Source organism: Allobosea sp. (assembly GCF_035999205.1).
Lineage (GTDB): Bacteria > Pseudomonadota > Alphaproteobacteria > Rhizobiales > Beijerinckiaceae > Allobosea.
Window position 1 is genome coordinate 210,454 of record NZ_DASYHA010000025.1, and the last position, 26,173, is coordinate 236,626.

Annotated in this window: 22 protein-coding genes and 1 pseudogene; 13 read left to right on the forward strand and 10 right to left on the reverse strand. The window is 66.5% G+C overall.

The window, feature by feature from the left end:
- The first annotated feature begins 201 nt into the window (after window positions 1–201).
- Window positions 202–1,401 (forward strand): Na+/H+ antiporter NhaA, encoded by a 1,200-nt coding sequence (nhaA, locus tag VGN82_RS16435; RefSeq protein ID WP_327528118.1) that lies wholly within the window; start codon window positions 202–204, stop codon window positions 1,399–1,401.
- A gap of 232 nt (window positions 1,402–1,633) precedes the next feature.
- On the forward strand, window positions 1,634–2,761 hold the full coding sequence (locus tag VGN82_RS16440; RefSeq protein ID WP_327528119.1) for a DUF2279 domain-containing protein: 1,128 nt from the start codon (window positions 1,634–1,636) through the stop codon (window positions 2,759–2,761).
- A gap of 150 nt (window positions 2,762–2,911) precedes the next feature.
- Here the strand turns inward: VGN82_RS16440 and VGN82_RS16445 are convergent, their stop codons facing one another.
- From VGN82_RS16445 to VGN82_RS16460, 4 genes are all read right to left on the reverse strand, one after another.
- Entirely contained in the window at window positions 2,912–4,153 is a 1,242-nt protein-coding gene (locus VGN82_RS16445) for a L,D-transpeptidase family protein (protein WP_327528120.1), read from the reverse strand.
- 283 nt (window positions 4,154–4,436) lie between these two features.
- A complete protein-coding gene (gene ldtR / locus VGN82_RS16450) occupies window positions 4,437–4,949 on the reverse strand; it encodes a transcriptional regulator LdtR (protein ID WP_305680877.1) in 513 nt (170 codons plus the stop codon).
- A 206-nt stretch (window positions 4,950–5,155) separates the two neighbouring features.
- A complete protein-coding gene (locus VGN82_RS16455; RefSeq protein ID WP_327528121.1) occupies window positions 5,156–5,605 on the reverse strand; it encodes a DUF6163 family protein in 450 nt (149 codons plus the stop codon).
- 2 nt (window positions 5,606–5,607) lie between these two features.
- Complete coding sequence (locus VGN82_RS16460; protein WP_327528122.1) at window positions 5,608–6,663, reverse strand: enoyl-CoA hydratase/isomerase family protein; 1,056 nt, start codon at window positions 6,661–6,663, stop codon at window positions 5,608–5,610.
- Between the two features lie 206 nt (window positions 6,664–6,869).
- On the opposite strand from VGN82_RS16460, the gene hemB reads away from it, so the two are divergent.
- The 9 genes from hemB (at window position 6,870) to VGN82_RS16505 (ending at window position 15,916) form a co-directional block, all read left to right on the forward strand.
- Window positions 6,870–7,907 carry a porphobilinogen synthase gene (gene hemB / locus VGN82_RS16465; protein WP_327528123.1) on the forward strand — a complete coding sequence of 346 codons (1,038 nt, stop codon included), beginning with the start codon at window positions 6,870–6,872 and terminating at the stop codon, window positions 7,905–7,907.
- 99 nt (window positions 7,908–8,006) lie between these two features.
- Window positions 8,007–9,470 carry a branched-chain amino acid ABC transporter permease gene (locus tag VGN82_RS16470; protein ID WP_327528124.1) on the forward strand — a complete coding sequence of 488 codons (1,464 nt, stop codon included), beginning with the start codon at window positions 8,007–8,009 and terminating at the stop codon, window positions 9,468–9,470.
- Window positions 9,471–9,494: 24 nt separating this feature from the next.
- A complete protein-coding gene (locus VGN82_RS16475; protein WP_327528125.1) occupies window positions 9,495–10,739 on the forward strand; it encodes a threonine ammonia-lyase in 1,245 nt (414 codons plus the stop codon).
- A gap of 55 nt (window positions 10,740–10,794) precedes the next feature.
- A complete protein-coding gene (locus VGN82_RS16480) occupies window positions 10,795–11,268 on the forward strand; it encodes an RDD family protein (protein WP_327528126.1) in 474 nt (157 codons plus the stop codon).
- Between the two features lie 136 nt (window positions 11,269–11,404).
- Window positions 11,405–11,755, forward strand: coding sequence for a hypothetical protein (locus tag VGN82_RS16485; protein ID WP_327528127.1), 351 nt, complete (start codon window positions 11,405–11,407; stop codon window positions 11,753–11,755).
- A 118-nt stretch (window positions 11,756–11,873) separates the two neighbouring features.
- Entirely contained in the window at window positions 11,874–12,620 is a 747-nt protein-coding gene (locus tag VGN82_RS16490) for an arginyltransferase (protein ID WP_327528128.1), read from the forward strand.
- Window positions 12,621–12,997: 377 nt separating this feature from the next.
- Window positions 12,998–14,020, forward strand: coding sequence for a DUF2336 domain-containing protein (locus VGN82_RS16495; RefSeq protein ID WP_327528129.1), 1,023 nt, complete (start codon window positions 12,998–13,000; stop codon window positions 14,018–14,020).
- Window positions 14,021–14,175: 155 nt separating this feature from the next.
- The gene (locus VGN82_RS16500) at window positions 14,176–15,201 is read left to right on the forward strand and encodes a DUF2336 domain-containing protein (RefSeq protein ID WP_327528130.1); all 1,026 of its coding nucleotides are present in this window, start codon (window positions 14,176–14,178) and stop codon (window positions 15,199–15,201) included.
- Window positions 15,202–15,307: 106 nt separating this feature from the next.
- Window positions 15,308–15,916 (forward strand): outer membrane protein, encoded by a 609-nt coding sequence (locus tag VGN82_RS16505; protein ID WP_327528131.1) that lies wholly within the window; start codon window positions 15,308–15,310, stop codon window positions 15,914–15,916.
- Window positions 15,917–16,067: 151 nt separating this feature from the next.
- On the opposite strand, the gene parC is transcribed toward VGN82_RS16505, so the two are convergent.
- Window positions 16,068–18,314, reverse strand: coding sequence for a DNA topoisomerase IV subunit A (gene parC, locus VGN82_RS16510; RefSeq protein WP_327528132.1), 2,247 nt, complete (start codon window positions 18,312–18,314; stop codon window positions 16,068–16,070).
- A 355-nt stretch (window positions 18,315–18,669) separates the two neighbouring features.
- Here parC and VGN82_RS16515 point away from each other — a divergent pair.
- Window positions 18,670–19,107, forward strand: a pseudogene (locus tag VGN82_RS16515) (DUF1003 domain-containing protein); the annotation flags it as partial.
- Between the two features lie 59 nt (window positions 19,108–19,166).
- Here VGN82_RS16515 and recO read toward each other — a convergent pair.
- Together recO and VGN82_RS16525 are read right to left on the reverse strand one after the other, a co-directional pair.
- Window positions 19,167–19,940: a DNA repair protein RecO gene (recO, locus tag VGN82_RS16520; protein WP_327528133.1), complete on the reverse strand. Its 774-nt coding sequence runs from the start codon at window positions 19,938–19,940 to the stop codon at window positions 19,167–19,169.
- Window positions 19,941–20,029: 89 nt separating this feature from the next.
- Window positions 20,030–20,413, reverse strand: a complete 384-nt coding sequence (locus VGN82_RS16525) for a tautomerase family protein (protein ID WP_327528134.1) — start codon at window positions 20,411–20,413, stop codon at window positions 20,030–20,032.
- A gap of 122 nt (window positions 20,414–20,535) precedes the next feature.
- Here VGN82_RS16525 and VGN82_RS16530 point away from each other — a divergent pair, with 122 nt between their 5' ends.
- Window positions 20,536–21,381 carry a LysR family transcriptional regulator gene (locus tag VGN82_RS16530; protein WP_327528135.1) on the forward strand — a complete coding sequence of 282 codons (846 nt, stop codon included), beginning with the start codon at window positions 20,536–20,538 and terminating at the stop codon, window positions 21,379–21,381.
- A 9-nt stretch (window positions 21,382–21,390) separates the two neighbouring features.
- Here the strand turns inward: VGN82_RS16530 and VGN82_RS16535 are convergent, their stop codons facing one another.
- The 3 genes from VGN82_RS16535 to VGN82_RS16545 all read right to left on the reverse strand — a co-directional run bounded on the left by VGN82_RS16535 (window position 21,391) and on the right by VGN82_RS16545 (window position 25,960).
- Complete coding sequence (locus VGN82_RS16535; RefSeq protein ID WP_327529160.1) at window positions 21,391–23,610, reverse strand: RelA/SpoT family protein; 2,220 nt, start codon at window positions 23,608–23,610, stop codon at window positions 21,391–21,393.
- Between the two features lie 153 nt (window positions 23,611–23,763).
- Window positions 23,764–24,156: a DNA-directed RNA polymerase subunit omega gene (gene rpoZ, locus VGN82_RS16540; protein ID WP_327528136.1), complete on the reverse strand. Its 393-nt coding sequence runs from the start codon at window positions 24,154–24,156 to the stop codon at window positions 23,764–23,766.
- Between the two features lie 103 nt (window positions 24,157–24,259).
- On the reverse strand, window positions 24,260–25,960 hold the full coding sequence (locus VGN82_RS16545) for an ATP-binding protein (RefSeq protein WP_327528137.1): 1,701 nt from the start codon (window positions 25,958–25,960) through the stop codon (window positions 24,260–24,262).
- Window positions 25,961–26,173 lie beyond the last annotated feature (213 nt).

A 26,173-nucleotide genomic window follows, 5' to 3' on the forward strand; every position in this document is an offset into this window, starting at 1 on the left:
CGGGATCGGCAGTGCCTTGCGAGGCCCGCGATCCGGCATGGCATGCGGTTGCGAAAGCTTGCGGAATCCGCGCGCGCGATCCCGCCGTCGCGCGTCCCCTAGCATTCGCTGCGCCCCATTCCAAGCGAGAAGCGGGTGACATGAGCGCGCGGGCGGGCCAGAAACGGCGGCCCGCCACTCCGCGCCGGACAAGGAGACGGAATGCAGCACGACAGCGACGACGACCTTTTCGTCAGGCGCTCGCCTCTCGGCGCGTTCCTGAAGAGCGAAGCCGCCGGCGGCGTGCTGCTGATGATCGCTGCGGCACTGGCCCTAGCGATCGCCAACTCGCCCGTGGCCTCACTCTATTTCTCGCTGCTCGAGACCTATGTCGGGCCGCTGAGCCTGCTGCACTGGATCAACGACGCGCTGATGGCGGTGTTCTTCCTGCTCGTCGGGCTGGAGATCAAGCGCGAGTTCATTGAAGGCCAGCTTTCATCCTGGTCGCGGCGCGCCCTGCCCGGCATCGCCGCACTCGGCGGCATGGTCGCCCCGGCGCTGATCTATGTCGCAATGGCTCGTGGCGATCCGGTCGCTCTCCAGGGTTGGGCAATCCCGACCGCAACCGACATCGCCTTTGCGCTCGGCGTGCTCGCCTTGGTCGGCTCGCGCGTGCCGGTCTCGCTCAAGATCTTCCTGACCGCGCTCGCGATCATCGACGATCTCGGCGCGGTGATCATCATCGCGCTGTTCTACACCAAGGGCCTGTCGCTGCCGATGCTCGCGCTGGCGGGCGCCGGCATCGCCGGGCTGATTGTCCTGAACCGCATGAACGTGACGCGGCTCTGGGCCTATCTCGGCCTCGGCGCGGTGCTCTGGCTCTTCGTGCTGAAATCCGGTGTCCACGCCACGCTCGCGGGCGTCGCGCTGGCGCTCACGATCCCGATCGGCGACGGCAGCGACAGCGACGAGCCGGAGCATTCGCCGCTGCATACACTCGAACACTTCCTGCACCCCTGGGTCGCCTTCCTGATCGTGCCGATCTTCGGCTTCGCCAATGCGGGCGTGTCCTTCACCGGCATGACGCCGGCGAGTGCGCTCGCGCCGGTGCCGCTCGGCATTGCGCTCGGCCTGTTCCTCGGCAAGCAGATCGGCGTCTTCGGGTTCTCATGGCTCGCAGTGAAAGCCGGTCTCGCGGCCATGCCGGCAAAGACGAGCTTCCTCCAGCTCTACGGCGTGGCGCTGCTATGCGGCATCGGCTTCACGATGAGCCTGTTCATCGGGGCCCTCGCCTTCCCCGAAGATGCCGTGGAGCTCGGCAAGGCGACGAAGATCGGCGTGTTGCTCGGCTCGGTGGCGTCGGCCATCGCCGGCGCCGCAGTTCTGCAGGCGGCGGGCAGGTCGAAGCCCCGCATTCGGTAGAAAAATCAAAGCGGTGATAGGACGTATCTACCGACCTGCAAGTGCAGGCGCAGACCAGTTCCATCGCCCTCGACCAGATCGATGTCGTTGCGGCAGTCGACATCAGACAGGTAAAGATGATAACTTCCCCGTTGTTGACAGATGGACCAGCGACGTCCCTCGACGAAAGATGCGCCTGAAAGCGCGTCAGCTATGACTGCCTTCGCCAGGGACGAGCATCGAGGTGGCCGGCATGACGCCTGCATACCCGCCTTGGCCTGCCAGAGATATCCTGCGCCCGCTTCCAGCGAAACCAAGGCGGCGCATCGTCGCCGCACTCGCTTGTCTCGGCGCTGTTGCCGGGCCGCCGGGCGCGCCCGACCTTTTCCTGTCGTCGGCGCTGGCCACCGAAGCCTCGGATGAGCGGCGCGGCTCGCGCGCAAAGAAGGCCCGCACGCCGCATGCGAAGCCACCCGCCCCCGCTCCGGCCGCGCTGGCCGACCGGCGGACCGTCGCCACGGCGCCTGCCCCGGCGCCACCGACCTTTTACTCGATGAACCAACTGGGCGACCATCTGTGGTCGGTGCGCTGGGAACTGGCCGCGGTCGGAGGCGCCCTGGCGGTTATCGGATTCAAAGACTGGGGCTGGGGCGATTCCGGCTTCAAGTTCATCGAGGAAGGCTATTTTGCGAAGAACACGCGGCATGGCGGGATGGACAAGATTGGCCACGCATTCTCGACGTTCGTCATCGCCGACCTCATAACCGACCGGATCCGGGCGAACGCGGCCGATCCGACCGGCGCCCAGATCACGGGCGCCCTGGTCGCCTTCGGGATCATGGGGCTCGCCGAGACGCTGGACGGCTTCGCCGGCAGGCACCGCTTCTCGCGCGAAGACATTGCCGCGAACGCAGTCGGCGCCGCCTTCTCGATGATCCGCAACACGATCCCGGGGATGCGCGAGAAGCTCGACTGGCGGCTGATGTACACGCCCTCCAATTACGAGCGCCCAGGCATCACCACCGCGGATGGCGGCTTCCTGCCCACCTATGAACGCCAGCGCTACGTCATGGCACTGAAGGGCAGCGGCTTCGCTTCACTCAAGAGTACGCCGCTCCGCTATGTCGAGCTGCACGCGGGCTTCGATGTGCGCGGTTTCGAGAAGAAGGAGCGCGCCCTCGGCTACCCGATCGAGCGAACCTTCTATGTCGGCGTCGGCCTGAATCTGAACGAGGTCCTCTTCGGACAAGGCGCGTTGCCGAACCTGTCGAAGCACAAGGACACCCTGCCGGCGAAACTCGCGCAGAAGACCTTCGAGTACATCCAGGTGCCCTACACCGCGATCTATGCCGGCAATCGCTTCTCAACGATCCGGAGATAGGTGCAGCCGGCGATCAGTTCCTTCGGCAAATCGCGGGATCGAGGTTCCGGCTCGCTCCCCCGTTGCATTCCGGTTTTTGGGGCATGAGCGTGCAGCAAAAAGCCCGCCGTCGCCGGCGGGCTTCGTCGTCCTCGCAAACTGGGAATGCGCTCAGATGTCTTGCTCGGCCTGCAGTGCGGCGATCGGCGCGGGGCCGAGACCATCCTTGTTGTAGATGTCGTCGCGGAACTGCACGCCGCCATCGGGCGTCGCCCAGGCGGTGACATAGACCCAGTAGCACGGCACCGGGTTGCTGATGCGGGCATTGATGCGCTCGCCCGAGGCGATGACCTCGTCGATCTTGGCGCGATCCCAGCCAGGCGTCTCCTTGAGCAGCCAGGCAATGTAGTCGCGCACGTTCTGGACGCGCATGCAGCCCGAGGAAACGAAGCGGAAATCGTCGCCGAAGATGCCCTTGGCCGGGGTGTCGTGCATGTAGACGCCGTGCGGGCTGGGGATATTGATGCGCACGAAGCCGAGCGAGTTGAACTCGCCGCCCGGATCCTGCCGGAAGGTGTAGCGCGTCGCCTCGTCGGAGTTCCAGTTGACGCGCTCGGGCGCGATCTCGCCCTGCGGGCCGATGATCCGGATCTTGTTCTCGGTCAGGTAGCTCGGCTCCTTCCTCATCTTCGGGATGAGGTCCTTCTTGATGATGGAGGCCGGCACGGTCCAGGTCGGGTTGAAGTTGACCTCGGGGATCTTGGTCGACAGCAGCGGCGACTGGCGGTCGATCTTGCCGACGCCAGCGGCATGGCGCGTCGCGACCTGCCCGTTCTCGACGGTCTCGACCATCGCCGCCGGGATGTTGGCGACGACATAGCGGTGGCCGAGATTGCCTGAAAGCGAGCGCAGCCGGACCACATTGGTCTCGAGCTGGCGGATGCGCCGCTCGATCGGCACGTTGAGCGCGGCAACGGTGGCGCGGTTGATGGCGCCCGTGGTGGAGAGACCGACACGCGCCTGGAAATTGCGCACGCCCGCCTCGACATAGGAATCGTAGACGTTGCTGTTGCCGGCGCTGGCGGGCAGGTCGCCGGTGATGATCAGGCGCTGGCGCAGGGCGACGACGCCGGGCCCGCGTGAACCGACGGCCATCTTGTCGCCGAGCTGCACCGGCTGCCAGCCGCCGCGAGCGGCAAGGTCGCGATAGGCGACGATCGCCTGCTCGGTGGCCTGCAGCGATTCGGGCGAGATCATCGGCGTATGGGAGCGGGCGACGGCGTTGCGCGCGCCGGAATCATAGCTCTGGCGCCATTCCGCCTGCTGGGCGAAGGCCGGCACAGTCGTGGTTGCAGCAGCGCCCGAAAGCAGCGCCAGAACTGTCTCGCGGCGGGTCAGGCTCTTCGTCGACATCGCTTCCCTCTTCAACTCGTCCATCGCCCTGGGCGCAAACAGGCGCCGCAAGGATACCGCCACCCGTTCGACGCGGGTGACCTGCTATCCGGGCGACGCTGCCGTATCACAGTTAACGTCTTGTGATGAGAGCGGCGAATTTAGGGCATGGGCAGGTCTTGCGGCATGCATGGCGCAGCTTGGCCGCGCCTGTTGCAACGCAAACACAGCGAAGCCCCCGGCCGCGAGCCGGGAGCTTCGATTGACTGCTGGAGGCGTCGAATTCCGGTCCGGGAGACCGAATTCAGAGCTTGTAGCGGATCTGGTCGGTCCAGAAGCGCTCCAGGCGCAGCAGGGCATTGTTCATCCGTTCGAAGTCGTCGGCCGCGATACCGCCGATCTGCTCGACCGTGCGGACATGCTTGTCGTAGACGCCCTTCACGAGATTGTGCACTTCGGCACCCTTCTCGGTGAGGCTGATGCGCACCGAGCGGCGATCGATCCGCGAGCGAGCGTGGTGGAGATAGCCGAGCTCGACCAGCTTCTTGACGTTGTAGGACACGTTCGACCCGAGATAGTAGCCGCGCGTCCGCAGTTCGCTGGCGCTGAGCTCGGCATCGCCGATGTTGTAGAGCAGCAGGGCCTGGACGCTGTTGACGTCGTCGCGGCCGCGACGCTCGAACTCGTCCTTGATGACGTCGAGAAGGCGGCGATGCAGCCGCTCGACGAGAGTGAGTGACTCCAGGTAGAGAGGCTTGACCTTCAGATCAGCTTCTTCAGACCTTTCAACGACCGAAGTCTTGACGCTCGCTTTCATGGTATATCCCGCCTGTTGACTGCCGGTCAGGATTGATCTCCCGATCCGCTTCTGAGAAACACCATAGGCGGCACGGATGAAAACGAGTTTAAATATCAGGATGAATCGGAGATTTACCCCTTTGGGTGAATGCAAGATGAAGCCAGAAACGCTTAAGCTAAAGCGTTTGTTACCGTGACTCGCCGCAGTCTAGCGATGCTGCGGGATCAGGAGCCTTCGTTTTCCGCCGCCCATGTCGCCAGGAAATAGGCCAGGATGGCAGCGACGTAGCCGCCCGTGAGCCATGGAGTCATCGGCAGCAGGCGCGGGAAGAAGAAGGCGAGCAGCAACTGGCTGATCGCCGCGAGCAGCCAGAGCACGCCGCCCCAGGTCGAGGTCAGCCACAGCCCGACGGCGGCGACGAGGTCGATCACCGCGAAATAGACCGTGATCGCCTGGAAGCTCAGCAGCCTGGCCTCGAAGGGCGGCTGGTTGTCGCCCCAGACGCCGAAGATCACTCCCCAGGCGAGGAGCCCCTTGGCGAGCCAGAGCACCGAGAGGATGCGCAGCATCCAGACCAGCACGGTCCGCCAGCGCGTCGAGACGGGCTCGACGCCGCCGGAAGCGTCGTCGCTCCGGACCCCGCGCAGGGCATCAGAATCTCCGCTGCGCCCCAAGCTCAGGCCTCCAGCGCCAGTTCGGCAGCGCCGAGCGGCGCGAAGTAGGCCTCGATCGCGGCGGGATCGAGCGCATCGATCGAGGCCGGGCGCCAGTGCGGCGCTTGATCCTTGTCGATGACGACGGCCCGCACGCCCTCATAGAAGTCGTGGCCATGGGCGACGCGCGAGACGATGCGGAACTCGGTGCGCATCGCTTCGGCGAAGTCCATCCCGGCACCGCGACGCATCTGCTCGAAGGCGATGGCGACGCTCGTCGGCGACTTCGCGGACAACGTCTGACGCAGCTTGGCGGCAAATGCGCTCCCAGCAGTCGCGGCGTTGTCGAGACGCGCCAGAATCTCCGGCAGGCTCGGCGCGCCGAAGCATTCCGCGATCGTCCCGCGCTCGGCCGCGAGCTTCGGCGGACCCGGATCACGTGTGAAGCCGGCCAGAACATCGTCCAGTCCCTCGCGCCGCGTCAGGGCGTCCGCCAACTCCGCCATGCGGGCACTCGGCACGGCATGAGTGGCAAGGCCGACGGCCAGCGCATCGGCCGCGCCGACGCGGTCTCCCGTCAGCGCGAGATAGATGCCAGCGGCGCCGGGCAGGCGCGGCAACGCATGGGTCGCACCGACATCGGGGAAGAAGCCGATGCCGACCTCGGGCATGGCGAAGAGGTAGCGGTCACCGGCGATTCGGTAGCTGCCATGCAGGGATATGCCGACGCCGCCGCCCATGACGATGCCGTCGATCAGCGCGACATAGGGCTTGCGGTAGCGCTTGATATGAGCGTTGAGGATGTACTCCTCGCTCCAGAAGGCGAGCATCTCGTTTTGCCGACCGGCCTTGCCAAGGTCGTGAAGCGCGCGGATGTCGCCGCCGGCGCAGAAGGCCTTCTCGCTCGTGCTCGTCACGACGACGCGCTCGACCCGGGGATCGTTCTCCCAGGCTGCGAGCGCGCGGGCCAGCTCGCGCACCATCGGCTGGTTGAGCGCGTTCAGCGCCTTGGGCCGGTCGAGAATGACCATGCCGGCGGCTCCGCGCACCTCGCAAATTATCTCGGGATCCTGCGACATGCGCCTTCTTTTCCTGCGGTGACGATCCGGTTCTGGGCCGGGGGGCGGACGGTTGTCAACGCAGCGCGAGGACCGGGCTCAGACTTAAGGCGGGTCAAGCCATGCGACCATCAGGCCTATTTTGGAACCGTTCCGATGTGCTAGGAACGGCTCCGGCCCGGCCGGGCAGCATCTGGCCGACGGAGGCATCATTGGATACGAGGAACGTGCGGCCTTTCCCTGCGCCGCAGGCACGTCAGGAGACGGCGACCCCTTCGCTCGGCCTGACCCGGCGCATGCGGCGCAACCGTAAGGCGGAATGGTCGCGGCGGCTGGTGCGCGAGACGCGGCTGTCCACGGACGACCTGATCTGGCCGCTGTTCCTGATGGATGCCAGCGAGGCCCGCACGCCCGTCGCCTGGATGCCCGGCGTCGACCGCCTCAACATCGACGAAGCGGTGCGCCAGAGCACGCATGCCGCCTCCCTCGGCATTCCCGCGATCGCGCCCTTCCCCTTCGTCGACAAGGCATTGCGCGACCCGACCGGCTCGGAAGCGCTGAACGCGCGCAACCTGATGTGTCGGGCCGTCCGGGCGATAAAGGCCGAGGTGCCGCAGATCGGCATCATCTGCGACGCCGCGCTCGACCCCTATACGTCGCATGGCCATGACGGCGTGATGGAGGGCGAGCGCATCCTGAACGATGCCAGCGTCGCGATCCTGGTCCAGCAGGCGCTGGCGCTGGCCGATGCCGGGGCCGACGTGATCGCTCCTTCCGACATGATGGACGGGCGCGTTGCGGCGATCCGGTCCGCCCTCGATGCCTCGGGCCATGAGGACGTTCAGATCATGGCCTATGCGGCGAAATACGCCTCGGCCTTTTACGGCCCCTTCCGCGACGCGATCGGCACCAATGCCACGCTCGTCGGCGACAAGCGCACCTACCAGATGGACCCGGCCAATTCGGACGAGGCCATCGCCGAGGTCGCGCTCGATCTCGACGAGGGCGCCGACATGGTCATGATCAAGCCCGGCCTGCCCTATCTCGACGTCGTGGCGCGGGTGAAGGATCATTTCCGCGTGCCGACATTCGCCTATCAGGTGTCCGGCGAGTACGCGATGATCGTGGCCGCCGCCCGCAATGGCTGGCTCGACGGCGACCGCGCGATGATGGAAAGCCTGACCGCCTTCAAGCGCGCCGGCGCCGATGGCGTGTTGACCTACTTCGCCCCGCAGGTGGCGCAGAAGCTCAAGGCCGAAGGCTGAGAGCTGAGGGCCCGGCGGCGGGTTCATCCTCCGCGTCATCCCGAACAAGCGGCGAAGCCGCGCGGTTTCGGGATCCATCGTAGAGCGCAGTTCCCTCCGATGGATTCCGGAGCTCCGCTTCGCCGCGTCAGGGATGACGGCGCGTATTTCAAAGGCGTCGAGCGAGCGCTACCGTCGCGCGGCATGCGCCCTTTCCTGCTGACGATTCTGCTTGTCCTGGCGCTCGCCTCCTGCGGCGAGAGCTTCGACACGGACCAGCAACGGCTCTGCCGGCAGGCGATTCCCGCCCTGAATGCGCCGGACACTCCGATCACGATCGAACGGATCGGCGCAGGCCCGCGTCCGAACGTGCTGCGTATCGTCTATGTTGCCGGGGACCAGGCTGGACCGGCGCGGCGGCGCAGTGTCGACTGCCTCTTCGCCGGCGAGGGCCAGAGCCTACAACGCGGCGCGCTGCTCGGCATCGCCAGCGACGGGCAGCCGATGAGCGATGCGAGCTTCTACCTTCTGCGGCGCTTCTATCTGGAGAATCGCGAGGAACCGCCGCCTGATCCAGGCGCCGCTCGCTCCGACGCGCTGCCAGAACTGTCGGCCGGGCTCGCCTATGGCCTCCAGCAGGCGCTGAGCGCGCTGCCAACGGCGGCGATCTACGCCCTGCTCGCTTGCGCCTATGCACTGATCTATGGGCTGACAGGACGCATCATCCTGAGCTTTGGCGAGTTTGCCGCGCTGGGAGCGATGGCCGCCGTGGTCGGCGCGGCACTGCTGGTTTCGATGGCAGCCTCGACGCCGGCCTCGGGGCTGGTCTTCGCCTTCGTCGTGGCGATCCTGGCCTGCGCGCTGCACGGCTTCGCCATGGGCCGTTTCGTGCTGGGCCCGCTCGATCATGCCTTCGACCCGCTCGGTCAGGGACGGCAGGCGCCGCTCCGCCAGGCTCCCGGCCAGCAGATTCTGATCGCGACGATCGGGCTTGCCATCGCGCTGTCGGAATATCTCCGGCTGGCGCAGGGGACGGGTCCGCGCTGGCTGCCGCCGGTCTTCAACGAGCCGATCGGCGTGGCGCGGGCGGGCCGATTCATCGTCACCGTGACGCCGCTGGGTCTGGCTGTGGCCGCCATGGGCTTTTCCGTCACGCTCGGGCTTGTCCTCATGATCGCCCGCTCGGCCTATGGCCGGCAATGGCGGGCCGTCTCGGACGATGCGCGCACCGCCGCCCTGTTCGGTGTCGATGCGCGGGCCGTCCACGACAAGGCGCTCATCCTCGCCTGCGCGGCGAGCGGCATGGCGGGCGTGATCGTCACCGCCGTCTATGGCGGAATGGGTTTCGCGGGCGGCTTCTCGCTCGGCCTGAAGGCGCTCGTCGGCTCGATCCTGGGCGGCATCGGCTCGCCGGGAGGAGCGGCGCTCGGCGGGCTTTGCATCGCGCTGTTCGAAGTGCTCTGGTCGGCGGCGATGCCGCTCGAACAGCGCGACATCGCCGTCTATGCCCTGCTCGCCGTGGTGCTCATCCTGCGGCCCGGTGGCTTTTTCGGCGAGGGCACGCTGGCGCCGCGGCAAGTCTGAGACCCGACCGATGGAAATCTGGCCATGAGCGAGCCTTTCGTGATCACGCCCGCGGATGTCGAGGAGGCGGCGCGGCGCATCGAGGGCCATGTCCTGCGAACGCCATTGGTGCCGGCGCCGCGGCTCTCCGAGCTGACGGGCGCGACCGTGCTGGTGAAGCACGAGAACATGCAGGCGACAGCCTCCTTCAAGGAGCGCGGAGCCGTCAACAAGCTGCTGACGCTCACCGAGGACGAGCGCGAGCGCGGCGTCATCGCGATGTCAGCCGGCAACCATGCCCAGGCCGTCGCCTATCACGCGAGGCGCTTCGGCATCCCAGCGACGATCGTGATGCCGGAGACGACGCCGCTGGTGAAGGTGGAGAACACCCGCTCCCACGGCGCGCGCGTCGTGCTGCATGGCGAGACCCTCTACGAATCGGCCCAGAAGGCGCGCGAACTCGCGGGGGCGGAGCAGCTCGTGCTGGTCCACCCTTACGACGATCCGGCGATCATGGCCGGCCAGGGCACGATCGCCCGCGAGATGCTCGACGACGAGCCCGATCTCGACGTCCTGATCATCCCGCTCGGCGGCGGCGGGCTGATGGCCGGCAACGCCGTCGCGGCGAAGGCGCTGAAGCCCGGCATCGAGCTGATCGGCGTCGAGGCCGCGCTCTACCCCTCCTTCTTCAATGCCATCAATGCCGAGGACATGCCGATCGGCGGGGCGACGCTGGCCGAGGGCATCGCGGTCAAGACTGTCGGCGTCCAGACGCTGCCGATCGTCTCCAGCCTGGTCTCCGACATCGTGCTGGTCGGCGAGGACCTGATCGAGCGCGCCGTCTATGCCTATGCCAGCTTGCAGCACAGTCTGGCAGAAGGGGCCGGGGCGGCCGGGCTGGCGGCCATGCTGCAGGAGCCCGGGCGCTATGCCGGGCGCAAGGTCGGCCTCGTGCTCTGCGGCGGCAATATCGACACGCGCCTGCTGGCCGCAGTGATGGTGCGCGAGCTCGAGCGCGAGGACCGGATCGTCGCTTTCCGCCTGACCTCGAGCGACCGGCCGGGCCTCCTCGGCAAAGTCGCCAGCCTGCTCGGCGACCACGGCGCCAACATCCTCGAGGTCAGCCATGGCCGGCTGTTCCTCGACGTGCCGGCCAAGGGCGTGACGCTCGACGTCACCGTCGAGACCCGCGGCAGCGCGCATTCGGCGGCGATCGAGGCGGCCCTGCGCGACAGCGGCTTCGCACCGCATCGCGTCCTGCCGCGCGGTCTTGCGGAACCGGGACGCTGAACCGACATTATCGCGAGGGCGGCCAATCCGGCCTCCGAAACGGAACCAGAGAGAGATGACAGACACACGCTACAGCCGCCCCCCGATCGTCGCGGTCGGCGAGCGCCCCGTCCAGGACGTCAGCGGCGTGCTGGGCTCGCGGATCTTCGCCTGGATTGGCGATGTCGTCGTGCTCTTTATCCTCGGCACGCTGGTCTGGTTCGCGCTCGCCCTGCTCGGCATCGTCACCTTCGGTGCGGCTTGGATGCTGATCCCGATTGCGGGCGTCGCGACGGCGCTGGGCTATGCGGCGCTGACCATCGGCGGGCCACGCCAGGCGACCTGGGGCATGCGGATGGCCGGGCTCCGCGTCGAGACCGCCAATGGCGGGCGCCCTGACGGGCTGGCGGCAGCCGTGCATGCGCTGCTCTTCTATGTCGCAGCCGGCACGGTCGGCCTGTGGCTGCTCGACATCCTCTGCGGCATCGTTCGCGGCGACCGGCGTCTCGGTCACGACCTTCTGACCGGTCTCGTGGTGGTGCGCGCCTGACGAATCGAAACGGCGATAGGCGCAGAATCATGCCGCGCTGATCGCCGGCGGGCGCCTGTCGCGCCGCCCCGGCCAGTTGCCTCGCGCCGTGCTTTCTGCCTTTCTCTGGCGAGGTGAGGCGAGACGGACCAAGCCGATGGCGGGCGATCCGGAGCAACCCGAGAAGATCGAGTCGACATTCCGCAGTGGCTCGCTGACGGCCGTTGGCATTGTTCTCGGCTTCTCCCTGAGCTTCCTCAGTCGCTGGGCCGCCAATCCGAACGCCTGGAGTCGCGTCGATTTCATCCCGCTGGTACTGCTGGCCACCGGCATCGGCCTGCAGCTCAAGGCGTTCTCCAATCTCCTGAGGCGGGATTCGTTGCTGGTGACCCGCTACGACCGTACGCAGCGCCTCTTCGTGATCGGGCTGATCATCATGACACTCGGCATCGGGGCCGCGCTCGCAAACGATATTCTCGGGTTCAGCAAGCAGACGATGTTCGGATGAACCGGCCTGCGGGCCGGCGATTCGCGCAACCGAGAGCCGCGACCGGCACCACGGCGCTTGTTGCCAGAATTGCCGGTGGTACACTGCTTTGCCGAGCCGTTTCCGGAGCGAACCTGACGTGACGCGCCCGTTGCGGGATGCCCCGCAATTTTATCTGACGTCGCCGACCGCGTGCCCCTACCTGCCCGGGCGCGAGGAGCGGAAGGTGTTCACGCATCTGGTCGGTTCCCGCGCTCGAGACCTCAACAATGTGCTCAGCCAGGGTGGTTTCCGGCGGTCGCAGAGCATCGCCTACCGCCCGGCCTGCGAGACCTGCCGGGCCTGCGTCTCGGTGCGCGTCGTGGTCGATGATTTCCGCCCGTCGCGCGGCTTCAGGAAGGTCCTGTCGCGCAACAGCGACCTGATCGGAGAGAGCCTGCCGCCGCGCCCCCGCTCCGAGCACTATTCGCTGTTCCGGACCTATCTGGACGAGCGCCACCCCGATGGCGGCATGGCAACGATGTCGGCGCTCGATTTCGCGATGATGATCGAGGACAGCCATGTCGAGACCTCGCTGATCGAGTATCGCCGGCGCGGCCCGGACAGCGGCTTCACCGGCCGCGGCAGCGGCGACCTCTTCGCGATGGCGCTGACGGACACGCTGAGCGACGGGCTCTCGATGGTCTATTCGGTGTTCGATCCGGCGCTGGAGCAACGCTCGCTCGGCACCTTCATGGTGCTCGACCATATCGAGCGGGCACGCCGCCTGCGCCTGCCTTATGTCTATCTCGGCTATTGGGTCGATGGCTCACCCAAGATGGCCTACAAGGAGCGCTTCCTGCCGCAGGAGCGCCTGCTGGCTCAGGGCTGGGAACGCGTGGGCTAGGACATTGGTCCGGCTGGAGTGTTCGACGCCATGATCCGGCGCCCTCCTGCATCGGCGTTTTTCGAGAGCTGCCTCACTTTCGAGCCGATATCCTGACGCAGCTTCTGTCCGGCAGGAAGCAGCCGAACGGAAAGTGTTAACACCCGAAGGCTATGGCGGGCATGTTCCGCCGGCAAAATGGGGTTCCCACCCCTGCAAAGCCTGCTCTGATGCCATTCCGCGAGGATTTTGCACCTGCAGCCCCCCTCCAGGGCCGGATTCGCAACAGGTTTTGTTCATACCATTTCATGACAATGGTTGCGTGGCGGCGGCGCTGCGCCACATTGGCCACGGCTTCTCGCAAGCCTGGCCCTTATTAGAAAGGCTTGGAGGGCGTCATGCTGCACTCGCTGTTCAAACTCGCCGCGGAGACCTCGTCGGATGCACGCCGACGGCTTCTGCACGCGGTCACGGATCTGTTCTTCTACGATCCTGAGCCGACCGGCATGTCCAAGCACCACTATGGCGAGATCGCCCTGCGTGCCCTGCCGCATCTCGATGCCGAGGCGCGCCAGGGCTATGCGGACGAGGTCGCGGCGGAGCCGAACCTGCCGCGCAGCGTCGCGAACGCGCTCGCCGGCGACCCCGAGAGCGAGGTCGCGCGGCTGGTTCTGCGCCTGTCGCCGGTCCTGACCGATCGCGACCTTGCCGCCATCGCGCTCAACCAGTCGCAGGATCATCTTGCCGCGATCGCGGAGCGCGTGCGGCTGTCCGAGAGCATCACCGACATCCTGGTCGAGCGCGGTGACAACGGCGTGCTGAAGACCGTCGGCGCCAATGAGGGCGCGGAGTTTTCCGAGGAAGGGTTCGACCGGCTGCTGGAGCGCGGTCGCGACGAACCCGCGATCCCGCGCACCGTCGCCATCCGTTCAGATCTCACCGATGGGCGCGCCGAGCGCGTCATGCGCCTGCTTGTCGAGCTGGGCGAGGACGACCTCGAACCCCGCCCCCAGAGCGAGGCGGTCGACATCGTCCGCCAGGCCCGCCAGCAGCGCCTGGAAGTGAGCCTGCTGCTGAAGGACCTGAAGGCGAAGGAGCGCGCGATCGACGACGTGCTGATCATGCTCGCCAACGAGGACCGCGCCTATCATCTCGCACAGGTCATCGCGCGCTCGTCGGACATCGGCGTCGAACAGGCCCTGCGCGCGCTGTTGCGCCGGGATGTCAGCGGCATTGCGCTGGCCTGCCGTGCCCTGGATGTCGGCTTTCCGGCCTTCGCGGCAATTCTGGGCTTGCGCTCGCGGCGCCTGATGTTCGCGAACAAGGATCATGAGGAGGATCTGCGGCGCTACGCCCAGATCGACCAGACGGCGGCCGAGCGCGGCATGCGCTTCATTCGCATGAAAGCCAAGGTCGCCTGACCCGGAACCGCCACCCGCCATGCGCCGCTTAACGGGCCAGCCGGGCATGCTCGGAAGGAATTCGTGATTTCAAACGGAATGCGCGCGCCTTCCTTAAGGTTCGGGCAAGTGCTGTACCCTAAGGCTAGGCTGATCGAGTCCGCCTGGAACGCCTCATGTTCGATGAACTGACCCGGATGCCCGCAGAGATGTCGTCGGATTCCCGCCGGCAGCTTCTCAATGCCGTCACCGACCTCTTTCTGCTGGACGAGGCTCCCAGCGAGGAATCCCAGGCGCACTACGGCGACATCGCTGTGCGCTCGCTGCCTCACCTCCAAACCAGCGATCGCCGGGACTATGCCGACCGCGTCGCCGCGACCCCGGCACTGCCGCGCGATGTCGCCGTGACGCTGGCCTCGGATCCGGACGCCGATGTCGCGCATCTCGTCCTGAAGCTCTCGCCGGTGCTGACCGACACCGACCTCGCGGCCATCGCGGTGAGCCAGTCGCAGCGCCATCTCGTGGCGATCGCCGAACGCTCCCGCCTCTCCGAGAGCGTGACCGACATCCTGGTCGAGCGCGGCGACCGCCAGGTCCTTCACACGGTCAGCGCCAATGAGGGCGCGAGCCTGTCGGACAAGGGCTTCGACCGGCTGATCGAGCGCGGCGGCGACGACAGCCAGATCAGCCTGACCCTGTCGACGCGCTCCGATCTGACGCCCGTCCGGGCAGAACGCGTCATGCGCATCGTCGAGCAGCTCAGCGACGAGAAGGGGCTCTGGTCGAAGGCGAACACCGAAGCGGTGTCGCTGGCACGGCAGGCGCGCCATCAAAGGCTGGAGATCAAGCTGCTGCTGGCCGATCTGGCCGCTGGGTCCCGTCCGCTGGACGAGATCGTCACGATGCTCGCCGAGGAGGATCGGGCCTTTCATCTGGCGCTCGTCTTCGCGCAGATGGCCAACCTCACGACCGATCAGGCGCTCAGGGTGCTGATGCAGCGCGATGTCAGCGGCATCGCCGTGACCTGCCGGGCGCTCGGTGTGGGCGCCGGCGCCTTCGAGGCCGTCCTGACCTTGCGGGCCAGGCGCCTGATCTTCGTCAAGCCTTCTAACGAGGATGACCTGCGCAACTATGCGCGGCTCGATCCGGCCGTGGCAGAACGCACGATGCGCTTCCTGAAACTCAAGACCAAACTCGCCTGATCGCGACGCGCCACAAATCCGCGACATTCGGGCGACCTCATGCTAGCCTGACATGGTTCGGCGCATCCGTGCGACGCGCGGACCGGCGGCGAGGATGGCTTTCGAGATGAGATTTCCGCTTCTTTCCGGTGCACTCTGCGCGGCGGCGCTGTTTACGAGTGACGCCCAAGCGCAGAGTTGGCTGCCGATCACCGGCTTCGCCCCTCTGCCCTCCTTCGCCTGGACGTCCCCGACGCTCGCGCCCGGCGGCGTCAGGTGGGACGGCTCCTACGCCCGGATCTCCACCGGCTTCAACGTCACCAGCTCGAAGCACTTCGGCACCAGCGCCGGGCCGACCTTCGGGCTCGAGGCCGGCGTGATGCGGCAGGAGGGCAACTTCATCTATGGCATCGTCGGCGCGCTCGAATATATGCCGGGCTCCTTCGGCGGCTATGGCACGCCGGGGTTCGGGCAGGTCGCCTACAGCCGCGACTTCGTCGGCGCGTTCCAGATCAAGACGGGCGTGCTCGTGACGCCGGACGTGCTGGTCTATACCAAGGTCGGGATGGCGGCGGCCAACGAGACCCGGCGCTTCGGCGCCTCGCCCTGGTCGACGCCGTTCTCGCGCAACGACATCCGGGTCCGGCCGGAAGCACGCGCCGGCGTCGAATGGGCTGTGACCAACAACCTCACGCTCGGCCTCGAAGTCGGCGTCGCCGGCGAGGCGATCCGCTGAGAGGTTGATTCAAGCGCTTGCGGGTTTGATTCCGCATTTGCGCGCAAGTCTCTGATCGCACGCGTCATTCTCGGGCTAGCCCCGAGAATTTCATGACCGGTTACCTCTCCTTGGAGAGGTGCTCGGCCGAGCCCGAGCAGGACGCAGCCGGCTAGCCCCCGAACTTGTTGTTCTTCGGGAAGCCCTTCGGCGGCAGGCGGCCGGATTCGCCGCGATGGCCGAGCCATTCCATCAGCTCGCTCTGCGCGACCGTCCAGGTCCGGCCGGAGGTGTCGAGCCAGGTCAGCCCGTCGGCGAGCTTGAAGGTCTTGGCGTCGGAGACGCCGCCATCCTTGTAGCGCTGAAGCCGCACGCCTTTGCCACGGCCCATCTCCGCCACCTCGGAGATCGGGAAGCAGTTGAGCTTGCGGTTCTCGCCGATGATCGCAACGTGATCGCCATCGGCCGGGGCCGCGAGCAGGGCCACGACCGGCGCCTCGACATTGAGAACCTGACGGCCCTTGCGCGTATTGGCGACGACATCGTCGCTGGGCGCTACGAAGCCGCGCCCGTCGCTGGTCACCATCAGCAGGCGGCTGCCCGGCTTGTAGGGGAAGGCGGCGACGATCTCGGCCGTTTCCTCCAGCTCAATCATCAGGCGGATCGGATCGCCGAAGCCGCGGCCGCCCGGCAGCTTCGCCGCCTCCAGCGTGAAGACCTTGCCGTTCGAGGCCAGCACCAGGAGCTTCGCCGTCGTCTCGCTGAAGAAGGCCGTCTTCAGCCCGTCATCGCCCTTGAAGGTGAGCGTCGACTGATCCTGGACATGGCCCTTAAGCGCCCTGATCCAGCCCTTCTTCGAGATCACCACCGTAATCGGCTCGCGCTCGACCATGGCCTGGGTCAGGTCGATGTCGGTGGTGTCGGGCATGTCGGAGAAGGTGGTGCGGCGCTTGCCGATCGCCGTCTCGAGCCCGAAGAGCTTCTTCACCTCGCGGATGTCGTGCTGGATCAGCTTCCACTGCACAGTTTCCGATGCCAGCAATTCCTCGATCTGGCCCTTCTCCGTCTCGAGGTCGGCGAGCTCGGTCTTGAGCTGCATCTCCTCGAGCTTACGCAGGGCACGCAGACGGGTGTCGAGGATGGCATTGGCCTGGATCTCGGTCAGCTCGAAGACGCGCATCAGCTCGATCTTCGGCTCGTCCTCCTCGCGGATGATCTTGATGACGCGATCAAGGTCCAGATAGACGATCAGCAGGCCGCGCAGGATCTCGAGGCGCTTCTCGATCTGGCCGAGGCGGAAGCGCGAGCGGCGCAGCAGCACGTCGCGGCGATGGTCGAGCCAGGCGCGCAGGGCCTCGTTCAGGCCGAGCACGCGCGGCACCAGCCCGCCGGTCAGCACGTTCATGTTCATCGAGATGCGCGCTTCCAGCTCGGTCAGCCGGAACAGCGATTCCATCATCAGTGCCGGATCGACATTGCGGGCGCGCGGCTCGATGACGATGCGGATGTCCTCCGCCGACTCGTCGCGGATGTCGCCGACCAGCGGCAGCTTCTTGTCGTTGAGAAGTTCGGCGATCTTCTCGATCAACCGGCCCTTCTGCACCATGTAGGGGATCTCGGTGACGACGACCTGCCAGGTGCCGCGCCCGAGGTCCTCCGCCTCCCAGCGCGCGCGGGTGCGGAAGGCGCCGCGCCCGGTGCGGTAGGTCTCGGCCATCGAGGCCCGGCTTTCGACGATGACGCCACCGGTCGGGAAATCCGGCCCCTGCACGAAGGTCATCAGCTGCTCGGAGGAGGTCTCCGGATGCTGGATCAGGTAGAGGGCGGCGTCGCAGAGCTCGGCGGCGTTGTGGGGCGGGATCGAGGTCGCCATGCCGACCGCGATGCCCTGCGAGCCGTTGGCGAGCAGGTTCGGGAAAGCGGCGGGGAGCACGATCGGCTCCTCGTCCTCGCCGTTATAGGTCTCGCGGAAATCGACCGCGTCCTCGTCGATGCCGTCCAGAAGCAGCCGCGCGACCTCGGTCATGCGCGCTTCGGTGTAGCGATAGGCGGCAGCGTTATCGCCGTCGATATTGCCGAAATTGCCTTGCCCGTCGACCAACGGGTAACGCTGCGCGAAATCCTGCGCGAGGCGCACCAGCGCGTCGTAGACCGACTGGTCGCCATGCGGGTGGAACTTACCGATGACGTCGCCGACGATGCGGGCGCATTTCTTGTGGACCTGACCGGGATCGAGCCGCAGCAGCCGCATCGCATGCAGGATGCGACGGTGGACCGGCTTCAGGCCGTCGCGCGCGTCCGGTAGCGCACGGTGCATGATGGTGGAGAGCGCATAGGCGAGATAACGCTCCTCAAGCGCCGACTTCAGATCGATGCGCTCGGATTCGTCCTCCGGCGGCGGATCGACCGGTTTGCCCATTGCTAGCTCATCCCAAGAAAACGCCGACAGAAATGTCGACGCGAATTTTCGTCGCGCCTCTATCGCACGCTGCGAATCGCACGGCTAGAACGATGGCGGGCGATATCGCCGCATGCAATCGACCCGAACGCGCCCGGCACCGACGGAGAGTCGCATGACCACCCATGATCACAGCACGGACAAGGGCGTCTGCTCCCTCACGGGAAAGCCTGTGCCGCGGCGCGAACTCGTCCAGCTCGATGCATTGCGCCCGGCACTGGCCGATGCGATCCGCCAGGACCATCCCGACCTGCCCGCCCACGCCCTGATCGCCCATGACCAAATCGCGGCCTATCGCCTGCGCTATGTCAGCGACATGCTGGCGAGCGAGCGCGGCGAGATCAGCGAGCTCGACCGGCAGGTGGCCGAAAGCCTCGCCCGCTCCGAACTGATCACCAGCAACACCGACGACGACATCGACCGCGACCGGACGTTCGGACAGCGCTTGGCCGACCATGTCGCGAGCTTCGGCGGCAGCTGGGCCTTCCTGATCTCGTTCGGCGTTTTCATCCTGATCTGGATGATGATCAATCTCGTCGCCATCGCGACCTTCGACCCCTATCCCTTCATCCTGCTCAACCTCGCCTTGTCCTGCCTCGCAGCGGTCCAGGCGCCGGTCATCATGATGAGCCAGCAGCGGCAGGAGGCGAAGGACCGGGCTCGCGCCCGCAACGACTACCAGGTCAATCTCAAGGCGGAGCTGGAGATCCGGCATCTGCACGAAAAGATGGACCATCTCGTCAACCGGCAATGGCAGCGCCTTGCCGAGATTCAGGAGGTCCAGATCGAACTCCTGCAGGAGCTGCGCAACGCTCAGGCCTCCGAGGCCAAGCCGTCCGATCGCAAGCCTACAGATGGCAAGGGCGGCCGCGCCGCGAACTCGACAAGCCGCGCCCGCTCGGGCGGTTCGGCCACGCCGCGCGGCTCGAAGACGTGACGGCGCAGGAAATGACCGGTCAGCGCGAAGCCGGCAAGCAGATCAGCCGGCGTCGGCTGGCGTGCACCCTGCCCTTCGCTCAGGAACGGCGGTAGTGCCAGAAGCCGGTCGCGATATGGTTCCGCTGGCTTGCGGCTAACCGCCTTGCCCGATTTCGGCGAGACATGCGTGAGATCATCGGGCGAACCGGTGACGGCGCAGCGCGCGAGGTCGAGCCCGAAGCCGAGCTCGGAGAGCATCGCCAGTTCGAAGCGCACGACCAGCGCCGGCGCGAGGGCAGGCTCGTCGAGATGCTCGATCAGCACGCCGAGCGCCTCGTGCAACCCCGGATGCGGGTCGCGCTCGGGCAGCAGCCGCAGCAGGCCCGAGACGGTGCCGAGCCCATAGAGCGCGACCGGCGCCTCGATCAGCCTCGCCGCATGGGAGGCCAGCAACTCAACCCTGTAGTCGCCGAGATGCTCCTCGAGCCGGCCCCGCCACACCAGCGAGACGGCATTGCCCGGCTGGAGCACCGGCTGCTGCTTCGACGAGCGCCCTCCGCGCACCAGCCCGAGATGGCGGCCATGGTCGCGCGTCATCACCTCCAGGATCACGGCGCTCTCGCCATGCCTGCGGACGCCGATGATCGTGCCCTCGTCGCTCCATTCCATGAAGGGCAGTTAGGGCGAATTGCCGAGGTGTTTCCAGTCCTTCCGAAACACCAGGAGGCAAGCGAGGGCGCGTGGCCCCTCTCCCGCGGCTACGCCACATACTGTGCGATGCCGGCGCCGAAGGACCAGTCCTCGCGCTTGACCTCGACCAGGCTGATGAAGATGTCGTCCGGCTTCAGGCCCGGCTCCTTCTGCAGGTTCGCGGCGATCGCCGCGTAGAGCGCCTTCTTCTGGGTGACGCCGCGGGTGTTGGCGACCGTGAGCTGAATGATCACCAACCCGGCCGAGCGCTGAAAGCCGAAGTAGTTGGCGTCGAAGACGAACTCCTCGGCATCGTGCTGGTGGACGACGGCGAAGAGATCGTTCTCCGGCACCTCGAAGGTCGCGCGCAGGGCGCGGTAGACGCCGTCGACGATGGCGGCGGGATGGGAGGCCGGGCGGCCGCGGCGCATCGAAATCCGGATCAGTGGCATGGCAGGCTCCAAAGGCTAGGCAAGGCAGTGCATGCCCCGCGAACGCATTCAGGCTAGGCCGAAAGCATCGATCCTGATATCGTATCTATGCCGATATCAGTGATACGGATTTCTGATTTATCATGAGCGCGACCCTGGATCTCGACGCCGTCGCCGCCTTCCTGCAGGCGGCGGAACTCAGCAGCTTCACCCGCGCCGCCGAGGCGCTGGGGACCGCGCAATCGCTCGTCAGCACGCGGATCAAGCGATTGGAGGACGGGCTCGGCCAGACGCTGCTGCAGCGGCATCCGCGGCTGGTGCGGCTGACCGCGGAAGGTGAGCGCTTCCTGCCGGCCGCACGGGAGCTGATGGCGGCGCATGAGCGGGCGCTCGGCGCCTTCCGGCAGCCGGGCGAGCGCATCGCCATCGGTATCAGCGAGCAGGCTGTCGGCGCCGAGATTCCGGCCGTGCTGGGCCGGCTCTCGCGCCATCATCCCGGTATCGTCATCAATCTCAGGATTGAGGCGTCGCGGGCGCTGGAAGCGGCGTTCGAGCGCGGCGAGCTCGATGTCGCCGTCGTACGACGTCTCGGGAGCCGGCGCACCGGCGAGGTCCTGCGCGAGGACCGGTTCGGCTGGTTCGCGGCGGAGGGCCTGGCTCACCAGCCAGGTGAACCCTTGCCGCTGGTGAGCCTCGTCGCCGAATGCTGGCTACGGCAGCACGGCATGGATGCCCTCGGCCGCGCCGGCCTCGCCTGGCGTGAAGCCTTCATCGGCGGCGGCATGGCCGCGGTGCTCGCCGCAGTGGAGGGCGGAATCGGCGTCTCACCGCTGGCCCAGCGTATCGCCCCGCCGGGCGCCATCGAAGTCGGGGCCGCATGGGGCCTGCCGGATCTCGGCACCTCGCAGGTCGTGATGCGCAGTCAGGTGACGACGCCGCGGGCCAGCGCCTTCCTGCGTGAACTGGCGGCCGCCTTCCGGGCGCGCTGAGCGCCCGCCCTACCCCACCACCCGCTCGACCCGGCTGATCACCCGCTTCTCACGCAGTTCGCTGATGATGGCGCTGAGATGCTTCAGATCCCAGACCGTCAGGTCGATGGTGACATTGGTGAAGTCCGGGTTCGGACGGTGCATGGCGACGGCGTCGATATTGCCGTCATGCTCGGCGATGGTCGTCGTAATTTGAGCCAGCGAGCCGGGCTCGTTGATCGAATGCAGCGAGATCCGGGCCGGGAAGCGCTGCGGCACCTTGTCGTCGAGATCCCAGCGCACGTCGAGCCAGCGCTCGGGCTCGTTGTCGAAGGCCGCCAGCGCCGAAGACTGGATCGGGTAGATCGTCACTCCCTCGCCCGGCGTCAGGATGCCGACGATGCGGTCTCCCGGCACGGCACCGCCATTGGGCGCAAAGCGCACCGGCAGATCGCCGCCGAGGCCGCGGATCGGAATGGCATCGTCGCCCGGCGTCTCGCCCGGCAGCTTGAACTTCAGGTTCTCGCCCTGGCGCAGCTCGAACCAGCCCTTGCCGCTGCCTGCCGATGCGCCTGCCAGTTTGGCCTCGGGCGCGCCGCGCTTCTCGGGTTCAAGATCGGGATAGACCGCCTTGACCACGTCACCGGAATACATCTCGCCGCGCCCGACCGCCGCCAGCACGTCGTCCACGGCGCTGCGAGCGAGCCGCTTCAGAGCCGCCTTCAGCTTCTCATCGGAGAAGGGCCGATCGGCCCGGCTGAAGGCGCGTTCCAGGATCTGGCGGCCGAGGCCGGAATATTGCCGGCGCACGGCGGCGCGGGTCGCGCGGCGGATCGCGGCGCGGGCCTTGCCCGTGACGACGAGGGATTCCCATGCAGCCGGCGGGGTCTGGCCTTCGGCACGGGTGATCTCGACTTCATCGCCATTGGCGAGTTCGGTCAGCAGCGGCGCGATGCGGCCATTGATCTTGGCGCCGACGGCGCTGTTGCCGACATTCGTGTGGATCGCATAGGCGAAGTCGATCGGCGTCGCGCCGCGCGGCAGCGCGATCAGCCGCCCCTTCGGCGTGAAGCAGAAGACCTGGTCATGGAAGAGCTCGAGCTTGGTGTGCTCGAGGAACTCTTCCGGGTTGTCACCTTCCGCGAGCAGGTCGACCGTGCGGCGCAGCCACTGATAGGCGCGGCTCTCATCGGCATATTGCGCGAGCTCGGTGGTGCGGCCGTCCTTGTAGTGGGCATGGGCCGCGATGCCGAATTCGGCGATGCGGTCCATCGTGTCGGTGCGAATCTGCAGCTCGACGCGGCTGTGGCCGGGACCGACCACGGTGGTATGGATCGAGCGGTAATCGTTCTGCTTGGGTGTCGAGATGTAATCCTTGTAGCGCCCGGGAACCATCGGCCAGGTCATGTGGACGATGCCCAGCACGCGGTAGCAGTCCTCCGGCGTCTCGACGATGACGCGAAAGCCGAAGATGTCCGAGAGCTGCTCGAAGGAAATGGATTTGCGCTCCATCTTCCGCCAGATCGAATAGGGTCGCTTGCGCCGCCCCGACACCTCGGCATGGATGCCGCTCGCGGCGAGCTTGTCCTTCAGGTCCTTCTCGATCTCGCCGATGACGGCGCCTTCGCGCTCGGTAACCTCCTCGAGGCGCTTGGTGACGGTCGCGTGCGCCTCGGGCTTGATATGGCGGAAGGCGAGTTCCTCCAGTTCCTCACGCAGTTCCTGCATGCCCATGCGGCCGGCGAGCGGTGCATAGATCTCAGCCGTTTCCTCGGCGATGCGCAGGCGCTTCTCGGGCGCCATGAAATGCAGTGTGCGCATGTTGTGCAGGCGGTCGGCCAGCTTGACCAAGAGCACCCGGACATCGTCGACGATGGCCAGCAGCAGCTTGCGGAAGTTCTCGCCCTGGACAGCCTTCTTCGAGACGAGGTCGAGCTTCTTGATCTTGGTCAGGCCGTCGACGAGGCGACGTATGTCGGGCCCGAACATGCTCTCGATCTCTTCGAGCGTCGCGGCAGTGTCCTCGACGGTGTCGTGCAGCACGGCCGCGACGATCGTCGCATCGTCGAGCTTGAGATCGGTCAGGAGGGCGGCGACTTCGAGCGGATGGGCAAAGAATGGGTCGCCCGAGGCGCGCTTCTGCGTGCCATGCGCGCGCATGGCATAGACATAGGCCCGGTTGAGAAGGTCCTCGTCGGTATTCGGATTATAGCTGCGAACCCGATCGACGAGTTCGTATTGCCGCATCATGCCCATGCGGGCCCTCTGTCACGCCTGAATCTCCTGGGACCTGTGAATATCGGCGCGGCGTGGACGGGCAGCAAGGCGTAATCTCGTGGGGCAGGCATGAAAAAGCCCGGCTGCGCCGGGCTTTAGCGGAACGGGTAAAGAGAACGTGGACGCTCAGTCCTCGTCGTCGGCGCTCTCGGTCGGCGGCACGAGGCCATCGAGGCCACGCAGCAGGTCGTCCTCGCTCATGCGGTCGAACTGGATCTCCGAGTCCGGGGTCGAAGCACTCTGGCCGGGCGCAGCGAGCAGCGGGACGGTCTCGGCCTCCGGCTCGTCGACCTCGACATGCTTCTGCAGCGAGTGGATCAGGTCTTCCTTCAGATCCTCGGGCTTCAGCTTCTCGTCGGCGATCTCGCGCAGTGCGACGACGGGGTTCTTGTCGTTGTCGCGGGAGACGAGGATGGACGAGCCCGACTGGATCATCCGCGCGCGATGGCTGGCGAGGAGAACCAGCTCGAAGCGGTTGTCCACCTTGTCGATGCAATCCTCAACGGTAACGCGAGCCATGGCGCGGCTCCTTCTGATCTCTGGCGATGCAGGGAAGATGTCGAAAGCGGGCCATACAGCCAAAGTGTGGCCGATGCAAGATTCGCGTAAGGCAGGGCCCGGCTCAGCCGCGCATCCGCCGGACCATTTCCTCGAGGCCAGGCTCGCGGCGGCCCTCGACACCGATCGCGATATCCATCGCCGGCAGTTCATGCGGCGCGAGATCGGCGAAGCGCATCCGCATCGTCGTCGCAACCCCTTCGCCGAAGGCGATCGCCTCGCGGTTTCCGACCGAGGACAGGAATTTCAGCGTGCTCGCGGAGGCATCCGAGATCGCCGCCCGGATGATCTGCTGGTCGTGCTCGTTGGCGAGGCGCATGGCAAAGATCGTCGAGCACTGCGACAGAATCGTCGGATCGAGCTCCCCGGGCCGCTGCGTCACGACGCCGAGATAGGCGCCGTATTTGCGGCCCTCCTTGGCGATGCGGGCGATCGCCTGGCGCGTGGGCAGGAAGCCGAGCGACTGGTCGGCGGGGACGTAGCGATGCGCCTCCTCGCAGAGCAGCAGGATTTCGTAGGTGCCCTGGCTCGCCATGGCGAGATCGAAGGCGAGGCGCGCCAGCACGGAGGCCACCGCATCGACGACCTCGGAGGGCAGGCCGCCGAGCTGGAACACCGTGATCGGCCGGCCGTGATGCGGGACGCGGAAGATCTGTGCCAGGACCGGCGCCATCGTCTCCATCATGTTGGCGCGGGCAAACATGAACTGGTAGCGCGGATCGCTGTGCAGCGTCTCAAGCCGGACCTTGAGCGAACGCAGCGCGGCACGCGGCCAGCGCATCTCGTGCAGGCCGATCAGCTCGTCGATGATGGCGAGCGCGTCGACGATCCGGTACGGGGTCGGCATATCAGTGGCGCTGCCCATGCCATCCTCGCGGCGGGCGATGCCGGCATCGAGCGGGCGCTTCAGCAGGCTCGAATTGAGATCACGCATCGGATTGCGCTGGCTGGCGCCGCGATAGCGCTCGCGCGCTGTCGCCACGACCTCGCGCAGGATGTCCGCTTCCTCCTCGAAGGCGGCGCGGCCGCGGAAGACGATCTCGCCGAACTCCTCCAGCCTGAACATCCAGAACGGCAGATCGAGCCCTTCCGCATCGATCGACAGGGCGCGATCGGGAAAGGCGCCGGCATATTCGTTGTGCGGATCGAGGATGAGCACGCGCAGCCGCGAACGGGCGGCGATCGCCCGGCGCAGCAGCAGCGCAACGGCGCTCGACTTGCCGACGCCCGTGGTGCCGAGCAGGGCGAAATGGCGAGCCAGCATGTCGTCGATGCTGATCGTGGCGGGAATCGAGGAATCCTGGGTCAGGGTGCCGACGGCGACGCCGTTGCGCGAGCCAAGGTCATGCACCAGGGCGAGGTCGCCCGTGCGGATGCGGTGGGCGATGGAGCCGATCGGTGGATAGGTGGTGATGCCGCTCTGGAAGCGAACGCGCCCTTCGGGGCTTTCGGTGACCTCGCCGAGCATTTCGACCTGGACATGGACGATGTTGTCGGCCGCCTCGTCCCAGACCGGATTGACCGCGTGCATCTCGTAGACGAGACCGACGATGCGCGAACTGCCGAGATTGATCGAGATCATCCGGCCGACGGCCCATGAATCCGGGCCGAGCCTGGTCATGCCGGACACCGTGCTGGCGATCGTCGCCCGCGAGCCGTCGCAGGACACGACACGGCCCAGCGCGCGCTCGGGATCCTGGCCGAGATCACGCCTGTCGGAGGTTAGCTCGTTCTCGAATTGCCCCGATTTCACTGCCAGCTGCACGTTTCGGCCCCGCGTTCCGGCTTTTCCCGACAAGGAATGCTACCGCCAAGCTGTTACAATTGCCTTATCCGCAGCCAGTCGCGTGTCCGCACGGACAACGGGGTTACCAAACCCCAAAGACGACCGAGGCAACTGCTGCGATCGATCACGAAAACTGGTCTGCGCCATGACAATCCCTGCCTTGAGCCGATGCAGCATTTTCGTCTATGCACG